The organism is Butyricimonas sp. DFI.6.44 (genome assembly GCF_022132345.1).
In the GTDB taxonomy this organism is placed as follows: Bacteria; Bacteroidota; Bacteroidia; order Bacteroidales; family Marinifilaceae; genus Butyricimonas; species Butyricimonas muris.
This window is the reverse complement of record NZ_JAKNJD010000023.1, coordinates 12,497-32,609: the sequence shown is the minus strand read 5'-3', so window position 1 is coordinate 32,609 and position 20,113 is coordinate 12,497. Positions and strand designations below refer to the sequence as shown.

Annotated in this window: 17 protein-coding genes, 1 tRNA gene and 2 pseudogenes; 7 read left to right on the top strand and 13 right to left on the bottom strand. The window is 45.5% G+C overall.

The window, feature by feature from the left end; translation table 11 throughout:
• The first annotated feature begins 135 nt into the window (after nt 1–135).
• The 5 genes from truA to L0M98_RS22090 all read left to right on the top strand — a co-directional run bounded on the left by truA (nt 136) and on the right by L0M98_RS22090 (nt 5,227).
• Entirely contained in the window at nt 136–900 is a 765-nt protein-coding gene (truA, locus tag L0M98_RS22110) for a tRNA pseudouridine(38-40) synthase TruA (protein WP_186975185.1), read from the top strand.
• Entirely contained in the window at nt 897–2,051 is a 1,155-nt protein-coding gene (locus L0M98_RS22105; RefSeq protein WP_227217847.1) for an Lnb N-terminal periplasmic domain-containing protein, read from the top strand. The genes truA and L0M98_RS22105 overlap by 4 nt, the downstream gene beginning before the upstream one ends.
• Before the next feature lie 76 nt (nt 2,052–2,127).
• Nucleotides 2,128–2,200: transfer RNA gene (locus L0M98_RS22100), tRNA-Phe, on the top strand.
• Between the two features lie 428 nt (nt 2,201–2,628).
• Entirely contained in the window at nt 2,629–4,452 is a 1,824-nt protein-coding gene (locus L0M98_RS22095; protein ID WP_227217846.1) for a MutS-related protein, read from the top strand.
• Between the two features lie 73 nt (nt 4,453–4,525).
• The gene (locus L0M98_RS22090; protein ID WP_227217845.1) at nt 4,526–5,227 is read left to right on the top strand and encodes a hypothetical protein; all 702 of its coding nucleotides are present in this window, start codon (nt 4,526–4,528) and stop codon (nt 5,225–5,227) included.
• A gap of 2 nt (nt 5,228–5,229) precedes the next feature.
• On the opposite strand, the gene L0M98_RS22085 is transcribed toward L0M98_RS22090, so the two are convergent.
• The 4 genes from L0M98_RS22085 to L0M98_RS22070 all read right to left on the bottom strand — a co-directional run bounded on the left by L0M98_RS22085 (nt 5,230) and on the right by L0M98_RS22070 (nt 8,873).
• Entirely contained in the window at nt 5,230–5,829 is a 600-nt protein-coding gene (locus tag L0M98_RS22085; protein ID WP_227217844.1) for an aminotransferase class IV, read from the bottom strand.
• Between the two features lie 11 nt (nt 5,830–5,840).
• Entirely contained in the window at nt 5,841–6,815 is a 975-nt protein-coding gene (locus tag L0M98_RS22080; RefSeq protein ID WP_099292153.1) for an aminodeoxychorismate synthase component I, read from the bottom strand.
• Nucleotides 6,816–6,895: 80 nt separating this feature from the next.
• On the bottom strand, nt 6,896–7,642 hold the full coding sequence (locus L0M98_RS22075; protein ID WP_227217843.1) for a lysophospholipid acyltransferase family protein: 747 nt from the start codon (nt 7,640–7,642) through the stop codon (nt 6,896–6,898).
• Entirely contained in the window at nt 7,626–8,873 is a 1,248-nt protein-coding gene (locus L0M98_RS22070) for an MFS transporter (RefSeq protein WP_227217842.1), read from the bottom strand. The genes L0M98_RS22075 and L0M98_RS22070 overlap by 17 nt, the downstream gene beginning before the upstream one ends.
• Nucleotides 8,874–9,046: 173 nt before the next feature.
• Here L0M98_RS22070 and L0M98_RS22065 point away from each other — a divergent pair, with 173 nt between their 5' ends.
• Nucleotides 9,047–9,619, top strand: coding sequence for an anthranilate synthase component II (locus tag L0M98_RS22065; protein ID WP_227217841.1), 573 nt, complete (start codon nt 9,047–9,049; stop codon nt 9,617–9,619).
• Between the two features lies 1 nt (nt 9,620).
• On the opposite strand, the gene L0M98_RS22060 is transcribed toward L0M98_RS22065, so the two are convergent.
• From L0M98_RS22060 to L0M98_RS22050, 3 genes are all read right to left on the bottom strand, one after another.
• Nucleotides 9,621–11,264, bottom strand: coding sequence for a B12-binding domain-containing radical SAM protein (locus L0M98_RS22060; protein ID WP_227217840.1), 1,644 nt, complete (start codon nt 11,262–11,264; stop codon nt 9,621–9,623).
• A 136-nt stretch (nt 11,265–11,400) separates the two neighbouring features.
• On the bottom strand, nt 11,401–12,240 hold the full coding sequence (locus tag L0M98_RS22055) for a mechanosensitive ion channel family protein (protein ID WP_227217839.1): 840 nt from the start codon (nt 12,238–12,240) through the stop codon (nt 11,401–11,403).
• A gap of 17 nt (nt 12,241–12,257) precedes the next feature.
• Nucleotides 12,258–12,854: an acyl carrier protein phosphodiesterase gene (locus L0M98_RS22050; RefSeq protein WP_227217838.1), complete on the bottom strand. Its 597-nt coding sequence runs from the start codon at nt 12,852–12,854 to the stop codon at nt 12,258–12,260.
• Between the two features lie 160 nt (nt 12,855–13,014).
• Between L0M98_RS22050 and L0M98_RS22045 the strand changes: the two genes are divergently transcribed.
• On the top strand, nt 13,015–13,530 hold the full coding sequence (locus tag L0M98_RS22045) for a C40 family peptidase (protein ID WP_227217837.1): 516 nt from the start codon (nt 13,015–13,017) through the stop codon (nt 13,528–13,530).
• 85 nt (nt 13,531–13,615) lie between these two features.
• On the opposite strand, the pseudogene L0M98_RS22040 reads toward L0M98_RS22045, so the two are convergent.
• The 6 genes and pseudogenes from L0M98_RS22040 to L0M98_RS22015 all read right to left on the bottom strand — a co-directional run.
• A pseudogene (locus L0M98_RS22040) lies at nt 13,616–15,274 on the bottom strand (FAD-dependent oxidoreductase); the annotation flags it as partial.
• Nucleotides 15,275–15,291: 17 nt separating this feature from the next.
• A complete protein-coding gene (trxA, locus tag L0M98_RS22035) occupies nt 15,292–15,594 on the bottom strand; it encodes a thioredoxin (protein WP_227217836.1) in 303 nt (100 codons plus the stop codon).
• Between the two features lie 55 nt (nt 15,595–15,649).
• The gene (locus L0M98_RS22030; protein WP_227217835.1) at nt 15,650–16,510 is read right to left on the bottom strand and encodes a nitroreductase family protein; all 861 of its coding nucleotides are present in this window, start codon (nt 16,508–16,510) and stop codon (nt 15,650–15,652) included.
• Nucleotides 16,511–16,763: 253 nt separating this feature from the next.
• Nucleotides 16,764–17,025: pseudogene (locus L0M98_RS22770) on the bottom strand (AAA family ATPase); the annotation flags it as partial.
• A 610-nt stretch (nt 17,026–17,635) separates the two neighbouring features.
• Nucleotides 17,636–18,856, bottom strand: a complete 1,221-nt coding sequence (locus tag L0M98_RS22020) for a thioredoxin family protein (RefSeq protein WP_227217834.1) — start codon at nt 18,854–18,856, stop codon at nt 17,636–17,638.
• 64 nt (nt 18,857–18,920) lie between these two features.
• A complete protein-coding gene (locus L0M98_RS22015) occupies nt 18,921–20,099 on the bottom strand; it encodes a thioredoxin family protein (protein ID WP_227217833.1) in 1,179 nt (392 codons plus the stop codon).
• Nucleotides 20,100–20,113 lie beyond the last annotated feature (14 nt).

Here is a 20,113-nt window from a genome sequence, read left to right as displayed (position 1 = left end):
CGTGAAACTATGGACTTACAAATATAACGTAAAATCCATAATGTCGGGATAAACATCTTAAAATTTTAAGACTTTACACCGACGGTTGCAAGTCTCCCCGAATTGTGTTAATTTTGGACTTTCAAAAGGAAAAATATGCACAGGTATTTTATAGAACTAGCTTACAACGGAAGTGGTTATAACGGTTGGCAAATCCAGCCTAACGCTCCTTCCGTGCAGGAAGAGATAAACAAAGCCTTGTCCCTGTTGCTAAAGCAAGACATCAACGTAACCGGCGCCGGACGTACCGACACGGGTGTGCATGCATCCTTTTTTGTCGCCCATTTCGACAGCGTCACTCCCGTAGCGGACACGAAAGCCCTGACCGATAAGCTTAACCGTTTCCTAGGGAAACACATCTCCATAAAAGAGATCTATCCCGTCCTTCCGGACGCTCATGCCCGGTTCTCTGCGCTCTCGCGGACATACAAATATTACATCAATAAAACAAAGAACCCGTTCACCTACCCGTTTGCTTACACACCTCACCCGTTACCCGATATCCGGTTAATGAATCAAGCATGCGAGTTACTTACACGTTACGAGGACTTCACCAGTTTCTCGAAACTCCACACGGACGTGAAAACCAATATTTGCCGAATTATGCAAGCCGGATGGGAAGAAACCGACGAACAACTTGTCTTCACGATAAAAGCAGACCGTTTCCTGCGAAACATGGTACGGGCTATCGTGGGAACCCTGCTAGACATCGGTCAGAAACGGATCGACTTGAAACAATTCCAACAAATCATCGAAAGCAAAAACCGCTGCAACGCGGGCACTTCAGTCCCCGGGAACGCGCTGTTCCTCTGCGATATCGAGTATCCGCCATGTAAAACACAACTAACACCCGAAGCATGAAAACAAAAATATTCATATTATTCATCCTTTTTCTATGTATGTTTGCCCGAAACACATCGGCAATCAAGCTAACGAAAGATGCCACGATCAGTATCCTCACGTGCGCACCGGGAAATGAACTCTACTCTCTTTTCGGGCACACGGGCATCCGTGTCACTGACAAGGCAAATAATTTGGATATCGTATTCAACTATGGCACGTTTGATTTCAACACGCAAGGTTTCTATTTCAAGTTCGCCCGAGGATTACTCCCCTATCAATTGTCCTGTTCGGATTTCGACCGCTTCATGGCCTCTTATGTTTACGAGGAACGTAGCGTGTACTCGCAAATCTTGAATCTGGACTCCATTCAGAAACAACGACTCATGGATCTACTCGTGGAAAATTATCAGCCACAAAACCGGACTTATCTCTATAACTTCCTTTACGACAACTGTACAACCAGAGCGAGGGATATTGTCGAGAAAAGCACCGACAACAGTATCACGTGGATAGCAGAACCTTCCACCAAGAGTTTCTGGAACATGTTGGACGAATATCTCTGCCGCTCCCAGTGGACGCAATGGGGTATCCATACCATTCTCGGTTCCCCTGCAACCTCTATCGTGACCACCCGGGAACAGATGTTCCTGCCCGATTACCTCATGTATCGACTGGACTCTGCCTATTTCAACCGCAAGCCTCTGGTTGAACCGATTAAAGTGATTTACCAAGCCCCAGACCAGACTCCCAATAACCCGTGGTACATTTCCCCGTTTTTTGTCTTTGCCGTTTGCACGTTAGCACTTATCCTGCTCCTGCAAAAATACAGAAGCAGACGCTTGTTGAAAGCCATTGCCATCCCGTTTTTTATCATCACGGGTATCATCGGTTGCCTTATCGTCTTCCTTTGCTTTTTCACCAAACATCCCACGATGTACCCCAACTTCAACGCTCTTTGGGCTAATCCACTCAACCTCATCGCCGCCTTTTTTATCGGCAAAGAGAAATTACCGTGGATTATCAACAAATACATCTTCGTATATCTCTACGTCCTAATCATCGGCTTCCTGCTCTGGTTCCTTTTCATTCCGGCAGTACCTTACGCCTCCATGGTCATTTTCGTGTGGATGATATACCTCTGCATCCGTTTGCGACAAGTACAGAAATAATATTTTTCCACTTTTTGCATCCCACGCCTTGCAAGTTCAAATAAAACCTCTATATTTGCACTCGCAATTCCAAAATGGTGCCATAGCTCAGTTGGTAGAGCAAAGGACTGAAAATCCTTGTGTCCCCGGTTCGATTCCTGGTGGCACCACTGAATCAGAGAGAGTTACAAAAGTGACTCTCTTTTTCTTTTTGGTTATTTTTAGGTGTTTTTGACCGTTTTGTCAACCAATTTGTCAACCAGAAACTAGAATTCAGACATAAACATAGAGTAATCAAATACAAAAGATACTTAACCGCTATTCTTGTGAAAAATTGAAATTTAACATACTCCAAATACACTTCTTTACTCTACAAACTCCTATAGAGAACCCACTGTAAACCTACCCAAGACCTAGGGTAATAAGTACATAGTGCCGATGCTACTCTGCTTTAACTCCAGCATTTCTATATTGGAGATAACAGGAAGTTCAGAGGATAAACGGAGCATAACTGAAGATGAGGTAGGATTACGGTATTACTTGGGTAGGTTTACAGTGGGTTCTCTATAGATTCACCATAAAAAACAATGAAAATTCCATGTTTAGCCGTATATTCGCGAAAAACAGCACACGAGTCATGCAACAACCTGAACAATACTATCACGGCAAATTGGAAGAAGTAACCGCACTGTTGAAGAATCACAAACAGAAACGGAACGGGATCACGCTAGTAAAAATCATCCTATTCCTCTCGGCCGTCTTTTTTATATACACGTTCGCGAACACGAGTGCTGTCGTTTACCTTTGCGCTTTCTTTGTAGCGATTGCCTTGTTTATAGTTATAAACATTTTGGAAACCAAATTATTGAAGAAGATCGCGTTCTTGAGTGAATTGAAAAAATGTTCGGAAGTGGAGTTGGAATATCTGGCGGGAAATCTGCAACACCTTCCCGCGGGAAACGAATATAAAGATCAGACGCATCCTTACGCACATGATCTCGATCTTTTCGGTGACAGCTCGCTTTTTCAAGCGGTCAATCGGACGGTGACTCCTCACGGAAGAGAAAAGATGCGCCAGTGGTTGCTCAATCCCTTGAAGTCAGAAAAAGAAATCACCGCACGGCAACAAGCGGCAAGCGAGTTAAGCGGCAACCCGGACTGGTGTCACGCATTCCGTGCCACGGGAAACAGTCAACGGGTATCCCCTCTCGCCATACAACAAATCGAAAAATGGCAACAAGAGCGGGAATCATTGCCCCGTTGGAGCACGCCGTTTCTGTATATTCTCCCGGTAATCACCATTTCCGCATGGATATTGAATATCTTTTCCGTGATAGCTTGGAATCTCCCGTTCACGCTTTCCTGCCTCTCGCTCATTCTTTGCTATGTCCCGGCGAGTCGCACGCTTCGGGCGCACCTGCGGTTGGATGAGTTTACACGTTCGTTCAGCAACTTGCACGAGTTAATCCATCATTTTGCCGACTTCCCGTGCCATAGCAGCCAACTGCTATCCGTTCGAGAGCAATTGTTCTCCACCTCCTCGAACGCGGACACGGCACTCCGTTCCCTGCGCAAGATTCAAGAAGGTTTTGACCAGCGTACTAACGTGTTGGTCGCCATATTACTGAACGGGCTACTATTACGGGAATTGCATTTACTTAAACGGCTCGTGGCATGGAAACGGGAATACGCCGAAGCCATCCCGGCATGGGTAAACGCCACGGGAGAACTTGACGCTCTTGTCAGCCTCGCCAATTACAAGTACAACCACCCGGATTTTGTCACTCCCGCGCTGAACACGGACGTGATCCTGCGAGGTGCGGCTATCGGGCATCCCCTGCTATCCGCCGAAGGTTGCGTGACAAATGATTTCGGGATTGACCGTCTTCACGAGTTCTATATCATCACGGGGGCTAATATGGCAGGTAAAAGTACATTCCTGCGTGCTGTCGGGGTTAATCTAGTGCTGGCTTGCTGTGGTGCGGTGGTACGTGCCTCCTCGTTCGAGTTTCAACCGATGGCGATATTTACCAGCATGCGCACGGTTGATGATCTTGCCAAGGGCACCTCTTATTTTCATGCCGAACTGCTTCGCCTGCAAAAGCTGGTTACCATGGCAGAGCGGGAAGAAAAAACATTTATCATTCTCGACGAGATACTGAAAGGAACGAACTCCCGCGACAAACTCAACGGTTCCCGTCGTTTCCTGCAAAAACTGCTGACACTTCCCATTGCCGGACTCGTTGCCACGCATGATCTGGAACTCGGTGCGCTCGCGGATACTCAACCGGAGCACTATTTCAATCGTTGTTTCGAGATCACTCATACCGATGATGACATCGTGTACGACTACAAGTTGAAACCCGGTATCAGTCAAAATATGAATGCTTCAATATTATTGGAAAAAATGAAATTGGTCTAAATACCCTATCTAAATTCTAAATACGTGAACCTTTCAAGCTTTTTCCCCGTTTTACTTCTAAAATAAAAAAGCAATGAAAACACACGCGTTATTATTCGTATCTATCATCATCGTCCTTTGCGGATGCAAAAATAAAGCAAAAACAAAAGAAGCACGGCAACCTGCAACATCCGTGGATACCGTGTTAAGTGCCATGCCGACCTCCGCTGCCGATTACTATTTTGCCGGAGAATACGTGCTTGCAGGCAAAAAAGCAACACTAAAAGATTGTGCCACGGGGAAATCACTTTCGATCACCTTCGGTGAGGTGGCCTATAAGGTTGAGAAAGAATACAAGGCATTACATCTACCCGAGGGGACTCCGGTATACGCTCAATTTTATGGTTATATTACCCCCAACGACGAGGTAGAACAAATTCCCGGACAGAAACTCGTTATCACGCGTGCCATCAGTCTTAACCCGGAAACAAAATGTCAGGCATCACGTCTTTTAACCGGAAGTTATATCACCTATATTCCCAATAATATCAAACCGTCCGAGAGATTCACGTTCACGCTTTATCCCGACTATACTTATAGATTCAGCATTCTCGATATTGCAGCCAATACCACGAGAGAAGCCAACGGGACATGGTATTTATTAAAAGAAGATTACATCCAGTTTGCCAGCAACCCGCTCACGAATTTCCGTAGCGAGGCCTTCGTCAATTACGATAAAATGGAATTGATATTCAAAACCAGCAAACGAGTGTATTACCGGACAACGGCAGAATAATATCAGAATCTCACCGCACTCAACGGAAGTGATATGTTGTCTTCAAGTCCGAGCATGGCATTAATCAAGTATAATCGGTCATAACGACAAAGTTCACTCACCGGAACAGCACGCTCCCGCACGACACCCTCGTCAAGTAATCGCTGACGCCGGGTACCGTTGAGTAAAAACGTATCGGGCGTGTACAACCCCGTGGCATCTTCCAGCACGATATTAGAGAAAGAAGTGTCGGTAATCATCCCTTGCCGCACGACAAGTACATCGTCACACCCGTCCCGTTGCGCAAATACATGTTCAAGCGCGACACGATCGGTTGATTTGAAACGGTAGTCTATCGCGTTATCTTCAATCAACCGTAAAGAACCGATACGCCGAAAAGTATAGGGAGAGAAAGTCACGTCCCTTATTACCGTATCGTACACGACACGACACTTCACCACCCCTTGGCGTGCCTCATCAGGTACAGTCATTCCGGCAACATCCCATTCCAAGGGACAACCGAACACAGCAAGGGAAGTAGCCCTAGCCCTACATTCGTGATAAGCCAAATGGCAAAATTGCCCGTTATTCACCCTGATTGTTTCCACGAAACTACTTTTCATACCATATATATTTAATTATCACAAAACGGCAGATACACCTTTTCCAACACTTCTTTATATTCCGCTTCCCGGTCACTATTGATCGTGATTCCCCCGCCACTACGGAAATAGAACTTTCCGTCCCGTTGCTCGATAAACCGGATCATTACCGCCGAATCGAATCCTTCGCCGTCAAAATAACCGAATACACCCGTGTAATAACCTCTGGGTTCCTTTTCCGCGCGGGCGATAATATTCAGAGTCGAGGGTTTCGGTGCCCCGGAAATGGAACCGGCAGGCAATAGCCCGAACACGATATCTCCTAAACGGGAGAAACAATCTCCAGTCAGATCTCCCGCCACTTCGGAACTCACTTGAAGTATTTCCCCGTTACTTGTACCCAAACGATCGATATAACGAAAACGAGGAACCCGCACCCGCTCGGCAACCCGATTCAAATCATTACGGATTAAATCCACGATGGTATAATGCTCGGCACGCTCCTTGTAATCTTCAAGAATCACCCGCTCGGCATCCGGCACACGGGCATCAATGGTTCCTTTCATCGGGAAAGATGAAATCACCCCGTCCTTGATTCGCACGAAAATCTCGGGAGAGAAGCAGACAAATTCACCCGGCACCAACAAACGATACGGGGAACGTGCCCGATAAAATATCCCCTCCAAAGTCCAATCCGTTTCAAGAGCGGTCGCAACAGTCAAATTTAGTAAAAACGAATCCCCTCTCATCAATCCTTGCCTCACGACATTAAACTTCCTCTCGTATTCCTCACGGGAAACCGGATGTCGCTCGAATAATCCTCCTGTCGGAACATTTTTGCTTTCCGGTACATTCGTCACACCTCCTACTTCAAAAAGAATGTCCTGCTGTTGCAAAGGAGAAGGTATAAAAAAGCCTTTTGTCAACTCGAAATCCACCCCGAACAAGAATGGTTCCCGCCGACCTCCCGACAGATTCATTCGCTCTCTTATTTCATTCGCGGTCATCCTATTTTAGATTTATGATTTTAGATTTATGATTTCCGCCCCGCTTACCGACGAAAGAGTTCATTTTCAATTCTCCATTTTCAATTATAAAAGAGGTGCTTCAAATAAAGCGGCTTCTCCTCTCCTTCCGCATTATAAAAACTCTCCAGATAGCGGTTAAAAGGCTGTCTTCCTTCTTCCGCGTAACGTACGGCGTCCCCCGTGATATCTTCAAAGGTAATTGTCACATCCCGACGAGGGACAAAAAAAATGAAATTCGCCAACACGTAAAAGATAGCTTTCATATAAGTCCACAAGAAATTAGGAGTTTTTCCCGTCTTAGCCCTAGACCACATACTTCCCCACAATCCTTGAATCCGTATACCGACCACTCGCGTTCCGTCCGGCAATTGGCGGCATACCTGCCACGCTCCCTGTTTGTTACCGACATGCTCCAGCCCGCCGTTGGTCAACTGTCCCGCCGGATAAATCAACACGTTTCTGCCTGCTGCCAAAGCGTCCACCACGACCTTGTTCAATCCTGCCACGACTTCCACGCCCCGACGACTTTTTTCAAGATCGGGAACCCGCACGGCTCCCATCAAATGAAGTATCTGTGCCACAACGGGAATCTTAAAATACCCTTCTGTCACTAACGGGGATACATCCGTGTAACGCAATAATTGAGAACACACGATCTGCGGATCGACCGAAGCCTGATGATTCGGCAGAAACAATGTTGTCTTCGACTCCGTCAACAATTTCGCTCCTTTCAAATGTACCCGGTAACGGGAACTCAACACGCCCCGGTAAAAAGCTGCCAATACTCTTTTATACCTTGCTACCATAAAAAAACTTTACTATCCTCAACTTACGAAACCGTTCCCGGACTTCAACCACCCTGACAAACAGGATGAAAGTTATCGCAAATGTCAGTACCGCAAGAAAAATAAACACAATTCTGGAATCAAAAAACATATTTATCGCCCCGAAACATCCCGAAGCAAAAAGCATAAACAGAAATGTGATCAAGTTAGAATAAGCCAACATATCCCCCAGCTCCCGTCCTTTCACGTTTGCCTGAATCCAAGCATCCAGCGGAACCTTAAACATCCCGCTGAAAAACGCCGCAAAGAATACCAGTACGGCAAAGAACACTCCCCCCGCGTCAAAAATAAAAATTGCCAACAACATCAGTCCCGTGGTAATCCCCCCGCACGGCACCAACCCTAATTCGACATCATGACGGGATAACACTCCCGCCAGATAACATCCCGCCCCGATACCGATAGCCGCCAACGACATCACGATACCCGTTTCCGAATCACTCATCCCTAAATCGGAACGGCAATACACGATAAGCACCATCTGTATCATAGAACCGATAAACCAAAATGTGGCAAGTCCTACCACGATAAGGTTCAATCCTTTAAAAGCTTTCGCACGCAAGAACATATCTTTCACGAACTTCAAGGGATTCAACGTCTCGTGACTCTCTTTCAACGGTTCGCTCTCGTTCGCACGAATCGTCAGACTCGACAACCAACCGAATAACGCCACCCCGAAAAGGATCGCACACAACACCGGAATACCTGCGCTTTCCGACAGGAAAGCAGCCATCAGCGTTCCGGTCAAAATCCCCACGAAAGCAAACATTTCCATTGCACCCGAACCGAAAGAAATACCCTCTTCACCCCCGATATCCCGTATCAATCCGTATTTAGAGGGCGAAAATAAAGCACTTTGCAATCCCATGAGAAGGATAGAACCCAACACGAGCGATGTCGAGTGCGCCAGAAACCCTGCCGCGGCCACGAGCATGATCAACATCTCCGCGAACTTTGCCCATACCACGATTTTCCGTTTCTTGTATATCTTCGCCAAACGTCCCGCCAACGGGGAAAACAATAAATAGGGAATTACCAATGCAGCCGATGCCAACGTGACGACCATTGACTCGTTCTCTTTACCCACCCAAGCGATACAAATAAAGCACGCTAATGTCTTCAGGAAATTATCATTCAATACTCCTAAATAATTCGTGAAGAACAGGGAGAACCAATTTTTTCTTTTTGCCATAACATACACTTATAACCAACAGACTACAAGTTGCAAATTCATTGCAACCCCGGGAATCACGCGCTTCTCCCGAAAAACTGTCAGGTCAAAGGTAGTTTATTTAGCTCCGAATTCCTACTTTTGCAACCGAAAGAGTTTATAAAGTTTGCAAAGTAAAAAAACAAATTGCCTTCATGAAACGCGTTCTAGTCATTGACAATCACGATTCTTTTGTCTACAATCTCGTTCAGATTTTACGGGAATGTGAAAATTGCCAATTCGATATTGTCTACAATGATAACATAGACTTTTCCGCTCTTGACCGCTACGACAAACTTCTGCTCTCGCCCGGTCCCGGCATCCCGGCAGAAGCAGGCGACCTGCTCCCTCTCATAGACCGGTGCAAACATACACATTCCATACTTGGCGTATGTCTTGGACATCAGGCAATAGCCGAATGTTTCGGGGCACACTTACAACAATTGGATCATCCCAAACACGGGCACGCGAGTCCTCTTTTTATTACCGACTCCGCGGACACGCTTTATCATGAAATCACCACCCCCGTGCAGGTAGGACGTTACCACTCTTGGATTGTTAACCCGCGAACGCTTCCTCCATGCTTGAAAATAAGCGCCGTTGACGAAGAGGGCAATATCATGTCTTTTTATCACGAAAGCCTCCCGCTCCACGGAGTCCAATATCACCCGGAATCCATCATCACTTCTCATGGGAAGGAAATCATAAGCAACTGGATCACCTTGTAATTCAATCTATTCCCCGACAAGCGACAAAGAGAGGCTTCGATGCTGACTTTCCCCGGTCAAAACCGAACCAGTACTCCTTTACCCCATCCATGAAATAATATACCCTCATCACTTCCGTGTATTCACCCGTTACAACCGTGATGCCTCCCGGAATCTCACTATTCCAAGGTTTCAACCGTTTGCCCGGTTCTTTGGCAAAAGGAATACCCGCCACGATCCACGCCACGGAAATATCCGTTAAAAATGCCGGATAACGATCTTCACAAAATTCATATAACAGGACTCCCCGTTTTTCCAGACTCAACGGTTGTTCCAGTAGTTCCAACCTCTCCAACCACGACAAGAAATCCGGCAAGAAACGTTCATCATGAACTATCAAGCGGCGCACCACTTCCTGCCATGCCGCGGCGTTATAAAATCCGTCTATCAAGCGGGACAATAACCGGGCTTGCCATAAATCCTCCACGCTCATCTCCCGGGTACACAACACCTCGTAAGGTACATCCGGAGAATATATTATTCCCAAGCTCTCTGCCTCCTCCCGCATCACCGTGCCGGGTAACAATTTCAACAACTCCAATTGAATTTCACCTGTGCCGAATGAAGCCAGCACCCGAACGTCAGCAACCATCTGTTCCAAGGTATATAAAGGCAATCCCGCTATCAAGTCGGCATGCACGACAAGATTAGGCAACCCCGCCAAATAACGCAAACCATCCAAAGCCGCCTGCAAATTACCGATTCGACGGCAGGCTTGCAATACTTCTTCCCGCAGACTTTGTATCCCCGCTTCCAAATGCAATAAACCCGTCGGTAACTCCCGCAACAACACCTTCACCTCATCGGAAAGCAAAGCGGGGTGTATCTCCAGATGAAAATGCATCGCGGGGGCAAACTCCCGGAACAGTTGCAATAAACGAATAGCCCGTTCCGAGCTCCCGTTAAACGTGCGGTCGAGCAAACGTATATCCCGGATGCCGTGCTCCCGGATAACAGTTAATCTCTCCCGTATTCGCTCCACGGAAAGCACCCGCACAGGTTTCTCCGCACCACTCACGCAAAACGCGCAAGTATTAAAGCACCCCCGTGTCGTTTCCAACTGCACGAAAGGCTTTGACCAATCAAAGAACCGACTGGTTTCCGGTACTTGTAACTGCTCAAACTCCATCACCCTCGCTAATCCGCCGTCATGATACACTCCTTCGGCATCCAACCAGCAAAGTCCCGTCACCGAATACCAATCCTCCGGACGATCATATACCCTCAACCACTCGTGAAAACCGATCTCCCCTTCCCCGCGGAACACGCAACTCACGAAACGGTATCTTCGTAAATACTCCCCGTTATCACCCAACATCTCCGGCCCGCCGAATATAATCGTACATTCCGGCAGCAGAGCTTTCACCCGCGAAGTTATCTTCAATAACACCTCATGAGTAAACAACCATGCCGTGGCAGCCAATATATCCGGTTTCTTCTCCACGATCTCCGCGACCACACTCCCCACGTTTGAATTAATCGTCGCCGAAACCTTACTCCACGTGACATCCCCTTCATCTCCTTTCACTTGCGCGTGAATCGCCGGAAGAGCCAAAGAAGAATGAGCATATGATGAATTCAAATCCAACCAAACTAATGAGTTCATAAAGTGTATAAAGTTATAAGGTTTATAAAGTTCCGGAAGACTTCCAAGATTTCGAGGGCGAAAGATAATAAAAAAGTTCATAAGGTAATCCTTCAAACAGAATCTTACCTTATGAACTTTACAAACCTTATTAAACCTATTGATGCAAATGTATATCCATTTGCGGGAAAGGAATATTCAGATTCTCCTGTGCAAATGTCTTGTACACTTTTTCGTTCATATCGAAATAAACACCCCAGTAGTCGGCGGAATTTACCCAAGCACGAACCACGATATTCACGGAACTCGCGCCTAATGAAGTCAAGGCTATAAAATAAGGCGGCTCTTTCAACACTCGGGAATCAGCATCTAATAAACGAGCTAATACTTCTCTCGCTTTCGTGTAATCATCCCCGTAAGCGATACCGAACTCCCAATCCACCCGACGAGTCGGTTCCTTAGAGTAATTCTTCATCAAGCCGGTTGACAAACCTCCATTCGGGATAATGATCACCTTATTATCAGCCGTGGTAAGTATCGTATTAAAAATCTGTATCTCTCTCACCGTACCGCTTTGTCCCTGTGCTTCAATGAAATCGCCAACCTTGAAAGGTTTAAACAACAAAATCATCACTCCCCCGGCAAAGTTCTGAAGTGTACCGCTCAACGCCATACCGACAGCAACACCGGCAGAAGCGAAGAGGGCGATAAACGAACTGGTTTCAATTCCAAGTATTCCAATAATCACGATAACCAATAACAAGTTCAACGTGATACTCACCAAACTCCTTACAAAGGTAGTCAACGAAGCATCCACTTCCCGTTTGGTCAGAATCTTGTTCACCAACTTGTTCAATCGCCGCACGAGCCAACGCCCCACGATCAGAACAATAACAGCAAATAAAATTTTAGAGCCGACGGTAATCCCCAAATCTACCATCCTGCTCAAAAACGCATCCATAGAAACATTAGACGGATTTGTAAATAATTCTTCCATACTCTTTTTTTATTTATCTAGTTAATAATCATATTTTCATTCAACTTCACTCGACTCATTTCCTGTACATCGGGAAAAAATCGTTCGAATATACCCTGCAACTGCACCCGGTTCGCCGCGAGAAATCCAATGGCTTTATCCGGGTCTACTCCCAGATTTTTATACTCGACCATAATCTCCAGAGAACGCTGGATTCCCGCTAACGAAGCATACTTCACCAAACGGTTGGTGAGAATAAAATGCCACAGGAATCCTTTGAAACGCTCCGGTAAATAACGGTAATTCACAATCAACGAAGCGTAAAACCCGAAAGCAAACCGTCGCAAGGATTTTCCCGTATAGCGTCTGAAACCCGTTGCAAGGAAATAATCAAAAAAAATATCCGTCATCACCCCGGCGTACCTGCCAAATTCTCCTCTTGACAGTTCGATAGCTTCACGCACCAACGGGTGATGATCCGTGTAATCATCTATCGCCCTGTGCAACAATATTCCTTTCCGGAAATCGGGAGAAAACTTGTTATAGGCATGCCCTTTCACCGCATCCCCGACAAAATTTCCAATTTGTATCTTCCGGTTATCTCCTGAAAGAAATATATGTGCCAAATAATTCATCTTACTACTCGGATTCAACGTTAATTGCCTATAACAAGTTTCAAATGAATAGGACTATTTTTAACAACTCTACCCACGCGAAAATAACAAAAACCTCGGACTATTTAATTATCTTTGTCAAATAAGCAGGGCAAATAAGCATATAAACGTTGTAAATCAGATGAAAAAGATTCTATATTGGAGCATCCTTTTTTTGGCATTGGCACTATCCTCTTGTAGTTCATCGCGGCAACTCGCCGTCCAAAAAAGTAAAACAGAGCAATTATCACGTAAATTGGGCTTCACCGTGAGCAAACGGGACAACCTGCCCCTGTTTGAAGAAGTAAGTCTTTGGCTTGGCGCCCCCTACCGTTACGGGGGAACCACTCGCATGGGAGCTGATTGTTCAGGCTTCGTGGGAGCGGTGTACAAGAATGTCTATCATAAATCATTGCAACGTACGGTTGCAAACATGTATAGCAAAGATTGTCAACGCATCGGGAAACGAAGGGTAAAATCCGGTGACCTCGTGTTCTTCAACTTCTCCAAAAAGAAAAGGCGAGGATTAACACACGTCGGTATATTCCTCAAGAACGGCTATTTTGTCCATGCCAGCACCTCGAAAGGAGTCATCGTTAGTCACCTGAGTGAGAACTATTATAAAAAGGGGTGGAGAAAATCCGGGAAAGTCTGGTAGTTCCCGGATCATCTGTTTCAATATCTTAGTGAGTCATTCATTTTTTGTTTACAGGTCCCGAACACGGTACGCTAAAAAGATTAACCGGATTACCTTGTCCTGTCGTAACCGCAGCATAAGTACGGTATCCCCCGTTCAAGTTCAGCACGTTGTATCCCAATTGCATCAATACCCGCGCAGCAATGTATCCCCGTAAACCGATAGCACAAAAGACCACGATCGTTTTATCTTTCGGTAAATTCCGATACTCGGCACGTGATCCGTCCAAAGGAATATTCACGGCACCTTCTATACTACCTTCCGCGAATTCTCCCGGCATACGGACATCGACCAAGAGCGTGCTTTCGGTATCCATCGCTTGCAACTCGCGCCAGCTAATCATCTTCACTTTTCCGCTCAACATATTATCTGCCACGAACCCCGCCATATTCACCGGATCTTTTGCCGAAGAATAAGGGGGCGCATATGCCTGTTCCAACTCCATCAGATCGTACACGGAACCACCTTCCCGTATCACTGCCGACATCATTTCCAATCGCTTGTCTGCCCCGTCCGCGGCGACCACTTGCGCTCCCAGCAATTTCCCGTCTGTCGGGGAAAAATTGATCTTGATATCCATCATGATTGCCCCCGGGTAATACCCCGCGTGCGAAGCCCCGTGAATAATAGCTTCCCTGTAAGGGAGCTGCAACCGTTCGAGCATTTTTGCCGACAAACCCGCTGCCCCTACCGTCAGGTCGAATACCTTCGCAATAGCCGTGTTGATTGATCCTTTATATTTTCTCCTGTTACCGTAAACCGCGTTATCCGCGCAAATTCGCCCCTGTTTATTAGCGGGACCCGCCAAAAATGCCAGAGCCGGACGACCGCTCACGGGATTGGGAAACTCTATGGCATCACCCACCGCATAAATATCCGGATCGGAAGTCTGCAAATACTCGTTCACCTTGATTCCTCCCGTTTCCCCAATCTCCAACCCGGCAGCTTTTGCCAAACGGGCATCCGGACGAACTCCGATAGAGAGCAGTACCATGTCTGTTTGCAATATCAACCCGCTTCGCAGCACGACTTCCATGCCTTCCCCTGTCTGCCGAAAGGCTGTCACTGCCTCTTGTAGGTAAAGTCCCACGCCCTTTGCTTTAAGATGCTGGTGTACAATCGCCGCCATCTCGTAATCCACGGGAGTCATCACCTGATCGGCCATTTCCACGATCAACACGTCAATTCCGTACTCGTGCAGATTCTCCGCCATCTCCAAACCGATAAAACCGGCACCGACAATCACTACCCGCTTCACGTCACGCTCCTCCACGTACTCTTTCACCCGATCCGTATCGCTTACATTACGCAAGGTGAATATCCCGTCGCCATCGATTCCCGGTAACGGGGGACGCACAGGCTCCGCACCCGGCGATAGGATCAACTTGTCATACGACTCCTCGTAACGTTTTCCCGAATTCAAGTCGCGCACCGTTATCACCTTTTTCCCCGGTTCTATTCCCTCCACTTCGGAACGTATCCGGGCTTCTATATTAAAACGAGCGGCAAAACTCTCCGGCGTCTGCACGAATAATTTCTGTCGCTCGTAAATCACATCCCCGATATAATAAGGTAACCCGCAATTCGCGTAAGAAATATACTCACCTCTCTCGAAAAGGATTATTTCAGCATTTTCATCCAGTCTACGCAAACGGGCTGCCGTAGAGGCTCCTCCCGCCACACCACCGACTATCACATACTTCATACAATTTATTTTAAATGTCACATATACTGTTCTATAATTTGCTGTAACTGTGCGGCCTGTACCACACCGCTATTATTCCACAACATACGTCCTCCTTTAAACAACATGAGTGTCGGTACCGACTGAACATGATATTGGTACACCGGCTGACGATTAACCGGGACATCCACATCCACCTTCAGAATAACCACCTTATCCCCCAACCGTTTCTTTACCTCTTCAAGTATCGGGTGCATCATCTTGCAAGGTCCGCACCAAGTAGCGAAAAAGTCTACCAATACCGGTTTGTCACCATTAATCAATTCGTTGAACTTGTCCATAGCTTTATTGTTTTCGTTAATTCATACCCGATATACGTCAACCGGCGAAGACAAGTTATTCCAATTTCGTCACTTTTATATCTTTACGGTCGATGTAATTCGGGTAACGAAAAGCAGGCATCCCCAATGCCATGATAGCATGGATATGTCCGTCTATCCCCAACGATTTCGCCAACCCTCTCTTGTTGTCCTGCTTGACGGCAGACATCACGAATCCCATGTATACTTGACTGACGCCAAGGCTCTCCGCCATCAACGAGGCATTCTGATAAGCCAGATTACAATCTTCACACCCGAAACGATTCGACTCGGGTGTATGAATGAAAAGCAATGCCGTGGCATGACGCAGTATCGGGTCATTCCCGGCTCGATCTTCCCGGAGCAAACGTTCAAAAACAGGCACATACCTGTAAACCCCTTTCAACAAAGGTTTCAACAGAGGTTTCAATACCGGATTCTTCAATTTCTTCAACACCCCGCCAAAAATGCCAAGCGTGTACTCGCTTACTTCACGCACCCGTTTCGGGTCTGTAACCAACGTGAACGACACGCTCTGCGCATTCGTCGCCGTGGGAGCCCGATGTGCCGCCTCCGCGATCATATCCAACATCTCCACCGGAACAGGTTGTTTTGTCATCGTCCGATTCGAACGTCGCACCTTGCACAAAAGCATCATCTGCTCAGGGGTCGGCAACAGCGTGTAATCAATCGGGTGCACTTTCTCCACCGGGAAATCACTATGCTTCACCGCACCCGTCGGACACGCCGCAACACAATGCCCGCACCCGATACACATCTCCTCGTGCTCGATCCCCACGACTTCACCCACCTTTACCTGTGTAAAAATTGCCGCCGGACAAACCTTCACGCACTTTCCGCATTTTATGCAACTGCTTTGGTCTATACTTAACGTCATATCATATCATTTTAAAGTTTATTTGGCTTAAAAAATGAAATCATCCACCTTTCCCTCTCGAAGTTCTTGCACGAATTTACCTATGTAAAAACCTTTGTCCTCATCCGAAATCGAACTATAAAAGGAAACTCATAAACCCGTATCTCACCTCATCATTGGGAAATTTCAATAAATAATTTTCAAATTCCTCGTCATAATCCTTTATCGTCAAATAGCCGCTCTGGTAAATCAACGGAATCGGGTTATTGGCATCCACCGGGTACTCGTTCCATTCCTTCTCCAACCCGGCGATGGCAAGTCCCTCGAACAAATCCTTTTTTTCCAGCGAAATAAGCCTCGAAAGTCGACAACAACAGGCTTTTGCCGAAACGGCGGAGACGACTTAAAAAATAAGGCTTACCCGTGTTCACGATTCGACAAATGAAAGCCGTTTTATCCACGTAAAGATAACCCTCTTTACGAATATCCTCGAAGGTCTGTATCCCGATAGGGAGCTTGCGTGACATTTTTTCCATAACTGCTTTTCCTTTGTTTTACTTTACAAATTTACGGAAAAATCTCCGATAAATCTTACTTGTCCTCCAATTTTCGCCATTCACGTGTTGCAAAGAAGCAAAGATAAAACTTCATTTCTTCATTACAATCGCACCCCCCATTGACTACCAATCGCCCCCTCCGGTGTTATAGTGGTGTACAGTAAGTGTTACACTGGAGTTGTAGCCTGTTCTCACCTTGTTCTCTTCCCGTTTTCCCCCTATTTTCAACAACAAATATATTTATTCCACGAGAATCCAATCACCACAAACCTGCCCAAGAGGTTGCCTCTCGGGACGGATTATACATGTTTATTTATTATTTTTCACGAGTTTAGATTTATGCAAACCTTTTACCTTTCCTAAAAAGCGGAAACGGGAGTGTAAATCTAAACTGTAGGCAGGACTCACAGGGAAATCCTGTTTGCCAATGTAAATCGTATTCCCGACCAATCGGTCCACGAGGTCCAAACAAACGGCATAACTCCGGTGCACACAGATAAAATCTTCAGGAAAAAGGGATAGAATCACTCGTAATCCTATCCCCTTTTAAAATATAGCAAATTAATACACTTTGATAACTTTCAATTTATCAAATTTTTTTTTGCTTTTTTTCTTGCGATAAACCATTAAGCCCTTCCATATAATATCTCTCTGCACCTTTCGTGGAAATTTTTATTCCGATTGTATCTCCGATTATAGTTTGCAAACTTGCTTTTACTTTCAAAAGATTAGATTTCTCGAAAGGATTTGTCACGTTATCCCAAAAATGATCTATTCGCAAAATTCCTTCTCGTGCCAAAGCGTCATCCCCACAACCAGTTAGCTTCTTGATATTATTTCGGAAATAAGCAACTTCCGTGTTATTTCGGAATACATTATAACTTATCGCTTTATCTACCTGCTCCAACATACCTCGAAAGTCTCCCGCCCGCACACGAGCAGCCGTGTACAACATAGCCAAGCCAGCAGGAGCAGCCACAAAGTCTGTATTCAGCAAATAGTCTATCAATTCCTGATTACGCTTCTCGTCAAACGCCCTTTTCATCTTTCCATGCCATTGTGTCAAATATTCTACAGCAGAATAAATCGAGGAACTTAACTTGTTATCCACCTTTGTTTGCCCGATAGTAACGTAAAATTTTTCCCGTTCAGCCATCACTCTCTTTAATAAAGGACACAAAGGGTCTGTCACATAACGATTGATCAAATACCAATTCTCTGATAGAATCAAACTATCCACGGGCAACGGCTCCAAATACTCGCAAACAACCCGAGCCGCTTCATCTAACATATAAGCCGTGTACAGAGCACTCGCGTAATCCCACAAAAATGCTTTTTCTCTTTCACCAGCGGCATATCGTTTCATCATATTACTGAGATTATTCTCCGGTTCCATGGCAAGTTGTCCCTCACGAATCAACCATCTTGGAGAACCTGCTCCCGTCATACGATGTATGGCTTTTCCAGAGGAAGGATCAACGAACAACAACGTCGGGTAAGCTCTTACGCCAAACTGCTTCTTCAACGCAGAAGCATCAGCGTCTTTTTCCATATCATACTTGACATTCACAAAATGTCGATTAAAAAAATCAGCTACAGAATCATTTGTAAAAACGTTTCTTGCCAACATTGTACAAGGACCGCACCACGAAGTATAACAATCCACGAAAATTAGTCTTTTCTCTTTCTTGGCTTTCTTGACTACTTTTTGCCACTCGTTTGTTTCCTCGAAGTTTATACTCCGGTTTTGTGCCGCTGAATTTATCACCACGGTAACAATTAATAAAACTAATAATATCGATTTTTTCATTTTTTCCTAGAATATTTGTTTTTATGAAAAAAGTATCTCCAATGAGAAATTACTTGCTACACCTCTATTTTATTAAATATTTCTCCGCATCTCTCGTGGAATTCTCCGCCCCGATAATATCGCCAATTTTCTTTTGCAAAACCGCTTTTATTGTCAAAATACCGTATTTATCAGAAGGATTCGTGAGTTTATCCCAAAAACGTTCAATTCGCCGAATACCCTCTTTCAACAATATTTCATCCTCACAACCAACCAATCGCTTGATGTTATCCCGAAAATAAGCGACCTCCTCAATATCCCGAAATAAATTGTAACTTAATGCTTCATCTACCCTATCAAGTAGTCCGCGATAATCCTTTTCCCGTACGCAAGCTGCCGTATACAAGATTGACAAACCGGCCGGAGCCCCCACGAAATCGATATGGAGTAAATAATCTATCAATTCTTGATTACGTTTTTCATCAAAGGGTACCTTCATATTCACCTGCCACTTTGCCACGTTTTTCGCTGCCAAATAAATGGAAGTACTTAATTTACTATCCACCTTTGTTTGCCCGATAGTAGCATAAAACTTTCCCCGATCAACCATAACACGTTTCAATAAAGGGCACAATGGATCATCCACGTAGCGCTCAATTAAATACCAATTTCCCGGGGCGTATAAACTATCTGCCGGTAAGACCTCCAGATACTCGCAAGCCACACGAGCAGACTCATCCCGCACATGAGCCGCGTACAAAACACTCATATAATCTCGCAAGAATTCCTTTTCTCTCTCCCCGGCAGCATAACGTTTCAACATCTTATTAAGATTTTTATCCGGTTCCATGGCAAGTTTTGCCACACCAATCAACCACTTTGGCGTCCCCGCTCCTGTCACGCAATGCATAATCTCTCCAGAAAAAGGATCTATAAACAAGAGCGTAGGATAAACTTTCACATCGAACTGTTTTTTCAACATTGGTCCGTCTATACCCTTTTCCATATCATACTTGGCATTCACAAAATGTTCATTGAAAAAATTGGCCACCTCATCATTCGTGAATACATTCTTTGCCAACATCTTGCAAGGACCACACCAGGATGTATAACAATCAACAAAAATCAGTTTTTTCTCTTTCTTGGCTTTCTTGATTATTTTCTTCCACTCTTTGGTTTCCTCGAAATTTATACTTTTATTCTGCGCCTTTGAATTTGCCACCACGGCAAACATCACTAATATACAAAAAATTAATCTTTTCATACTCTCTCTTTTAG

Excerpts from the sequence above, each read along its gene's own strand:
- L0M98_RS22085 (WP_227217844.1), bottom strand. The coding sequence starts at position 5,829 with ATGAAAAGTAGTTTCGTGGAAACAATCAGGGTGAATAACGGGCAATTT.
- L0M98_RS22030 (WP_227217835.1), bottom strand. The coding sequence starts at position 16,510 with ATGACGTTAAGTATAGACCAAAGCAGTTGCATAAAATGCGGAAAGTGC.
- L0M98_RS22045 (WP_227217837.1), top strand. The coding sequence starts at position 13,015 with ATGAAAAAGATTCTATATTGGAGCATCCTTTTTTTGGCATTGGCACTA.
- L0M98_RS22050 (WP_227217838.1), bottom strand. The coding sequence starts at position 12,854 with ATGAATTATTTGGCACATATATTTCTTTCAGGAGATAACCGGAAGATA.
- L0M98_RS22090 (WP_227217845.1), top strand. The coding sequence starts at position 4,526 with ATGAAAACACACGCGTTATTATTCGTATCTATCATCATCGTCCTTTGC.
- L0M98_RS22015 (WP_227217833.1), bottom strand. The coding sequence starts at position 20,099 with ATGAAAAGATTAATTTTTTGTATATTAGTGATGTTTGCCGTGGTGGCA.
- L0M98_RS22060 (WP_227217840.1), bottom strand. The coding sequence starts at position 11,264 with ATGAACTCATTAGTTTGGTTGGATTTGAATTCATCATATGCTCATTCT.
- truA (WP_186975185.1), top strand. The coding sequence starts at position 136 with ATGCACAGGTATTTTATAGAACTAGCTTACAACGGAAGTGGTTATAAC.
- L0M98_RS22055 (WP_227217839.1), bottom strand. The coding sequence starts at position 12,240 with ATGGAAGAATTATTTACAAATCCGTCTAATGTTTCTATGGATGCGTTT.
- L0M98_RS22080 (WP_099292153.1), bottom strand. The coding sequence starts at position 6,815 with ATGACCGCGAATGAAATAAGAGAGCGAATGAATCTGTCGGGAGGTCGG.
- L0M98_RS22020 (WP_227217834.1), bottom strand. The coding sequence starts at position 18,856 with ATGAAAAAATCGATATTATTAGTTTTATTAATTGTTACCGTGGTGATA.
- L0M98_RS22070 (WP_227217842.1), bottom strand. The coding sequence starts at position 8,873 with ATGGCAAAAAGAAAAAATTGGTTCTCCCTGTTCTTCACGAATTATTTA.
- trxA (WP_227217836.1), bottom strand. The coding sequence starts at position 15,594 with ATGGACAAGTTCAACGAATTGATTAATGGTGACAAACCGGTATTGGTA.
- L0M98_RS22095 (WP_227217846.1), top strand. The coding sequence starts at position 2,629 with ATGTTTAGCCGTATATTCGCGAAAAACAGCACACGAGTCATGCAACAA.
- L0M98_RS22065 (WP_227217841.1), top strand. The coding sequence starts at position 9,047 with ATGAAACGCGTTCTAGTCATTGACAATCACGATTCTTTTGTCTACAAT.
- L0M98_RS22075 (WP_227217843.1), bottom strand. The coding sequence starts at position 7,642 with ATGGTAGCAAGGTATAAAAGAGTATTGGCAGCTTTTTACCGGGGCGTG.
- L0M98_RS22105 (WP_227217847.1), top strand. The coding sequence starts at position 897 with ATGAAAACAAAAATATTCATATTATTCATCCTTTTTCTATGTATGTTT.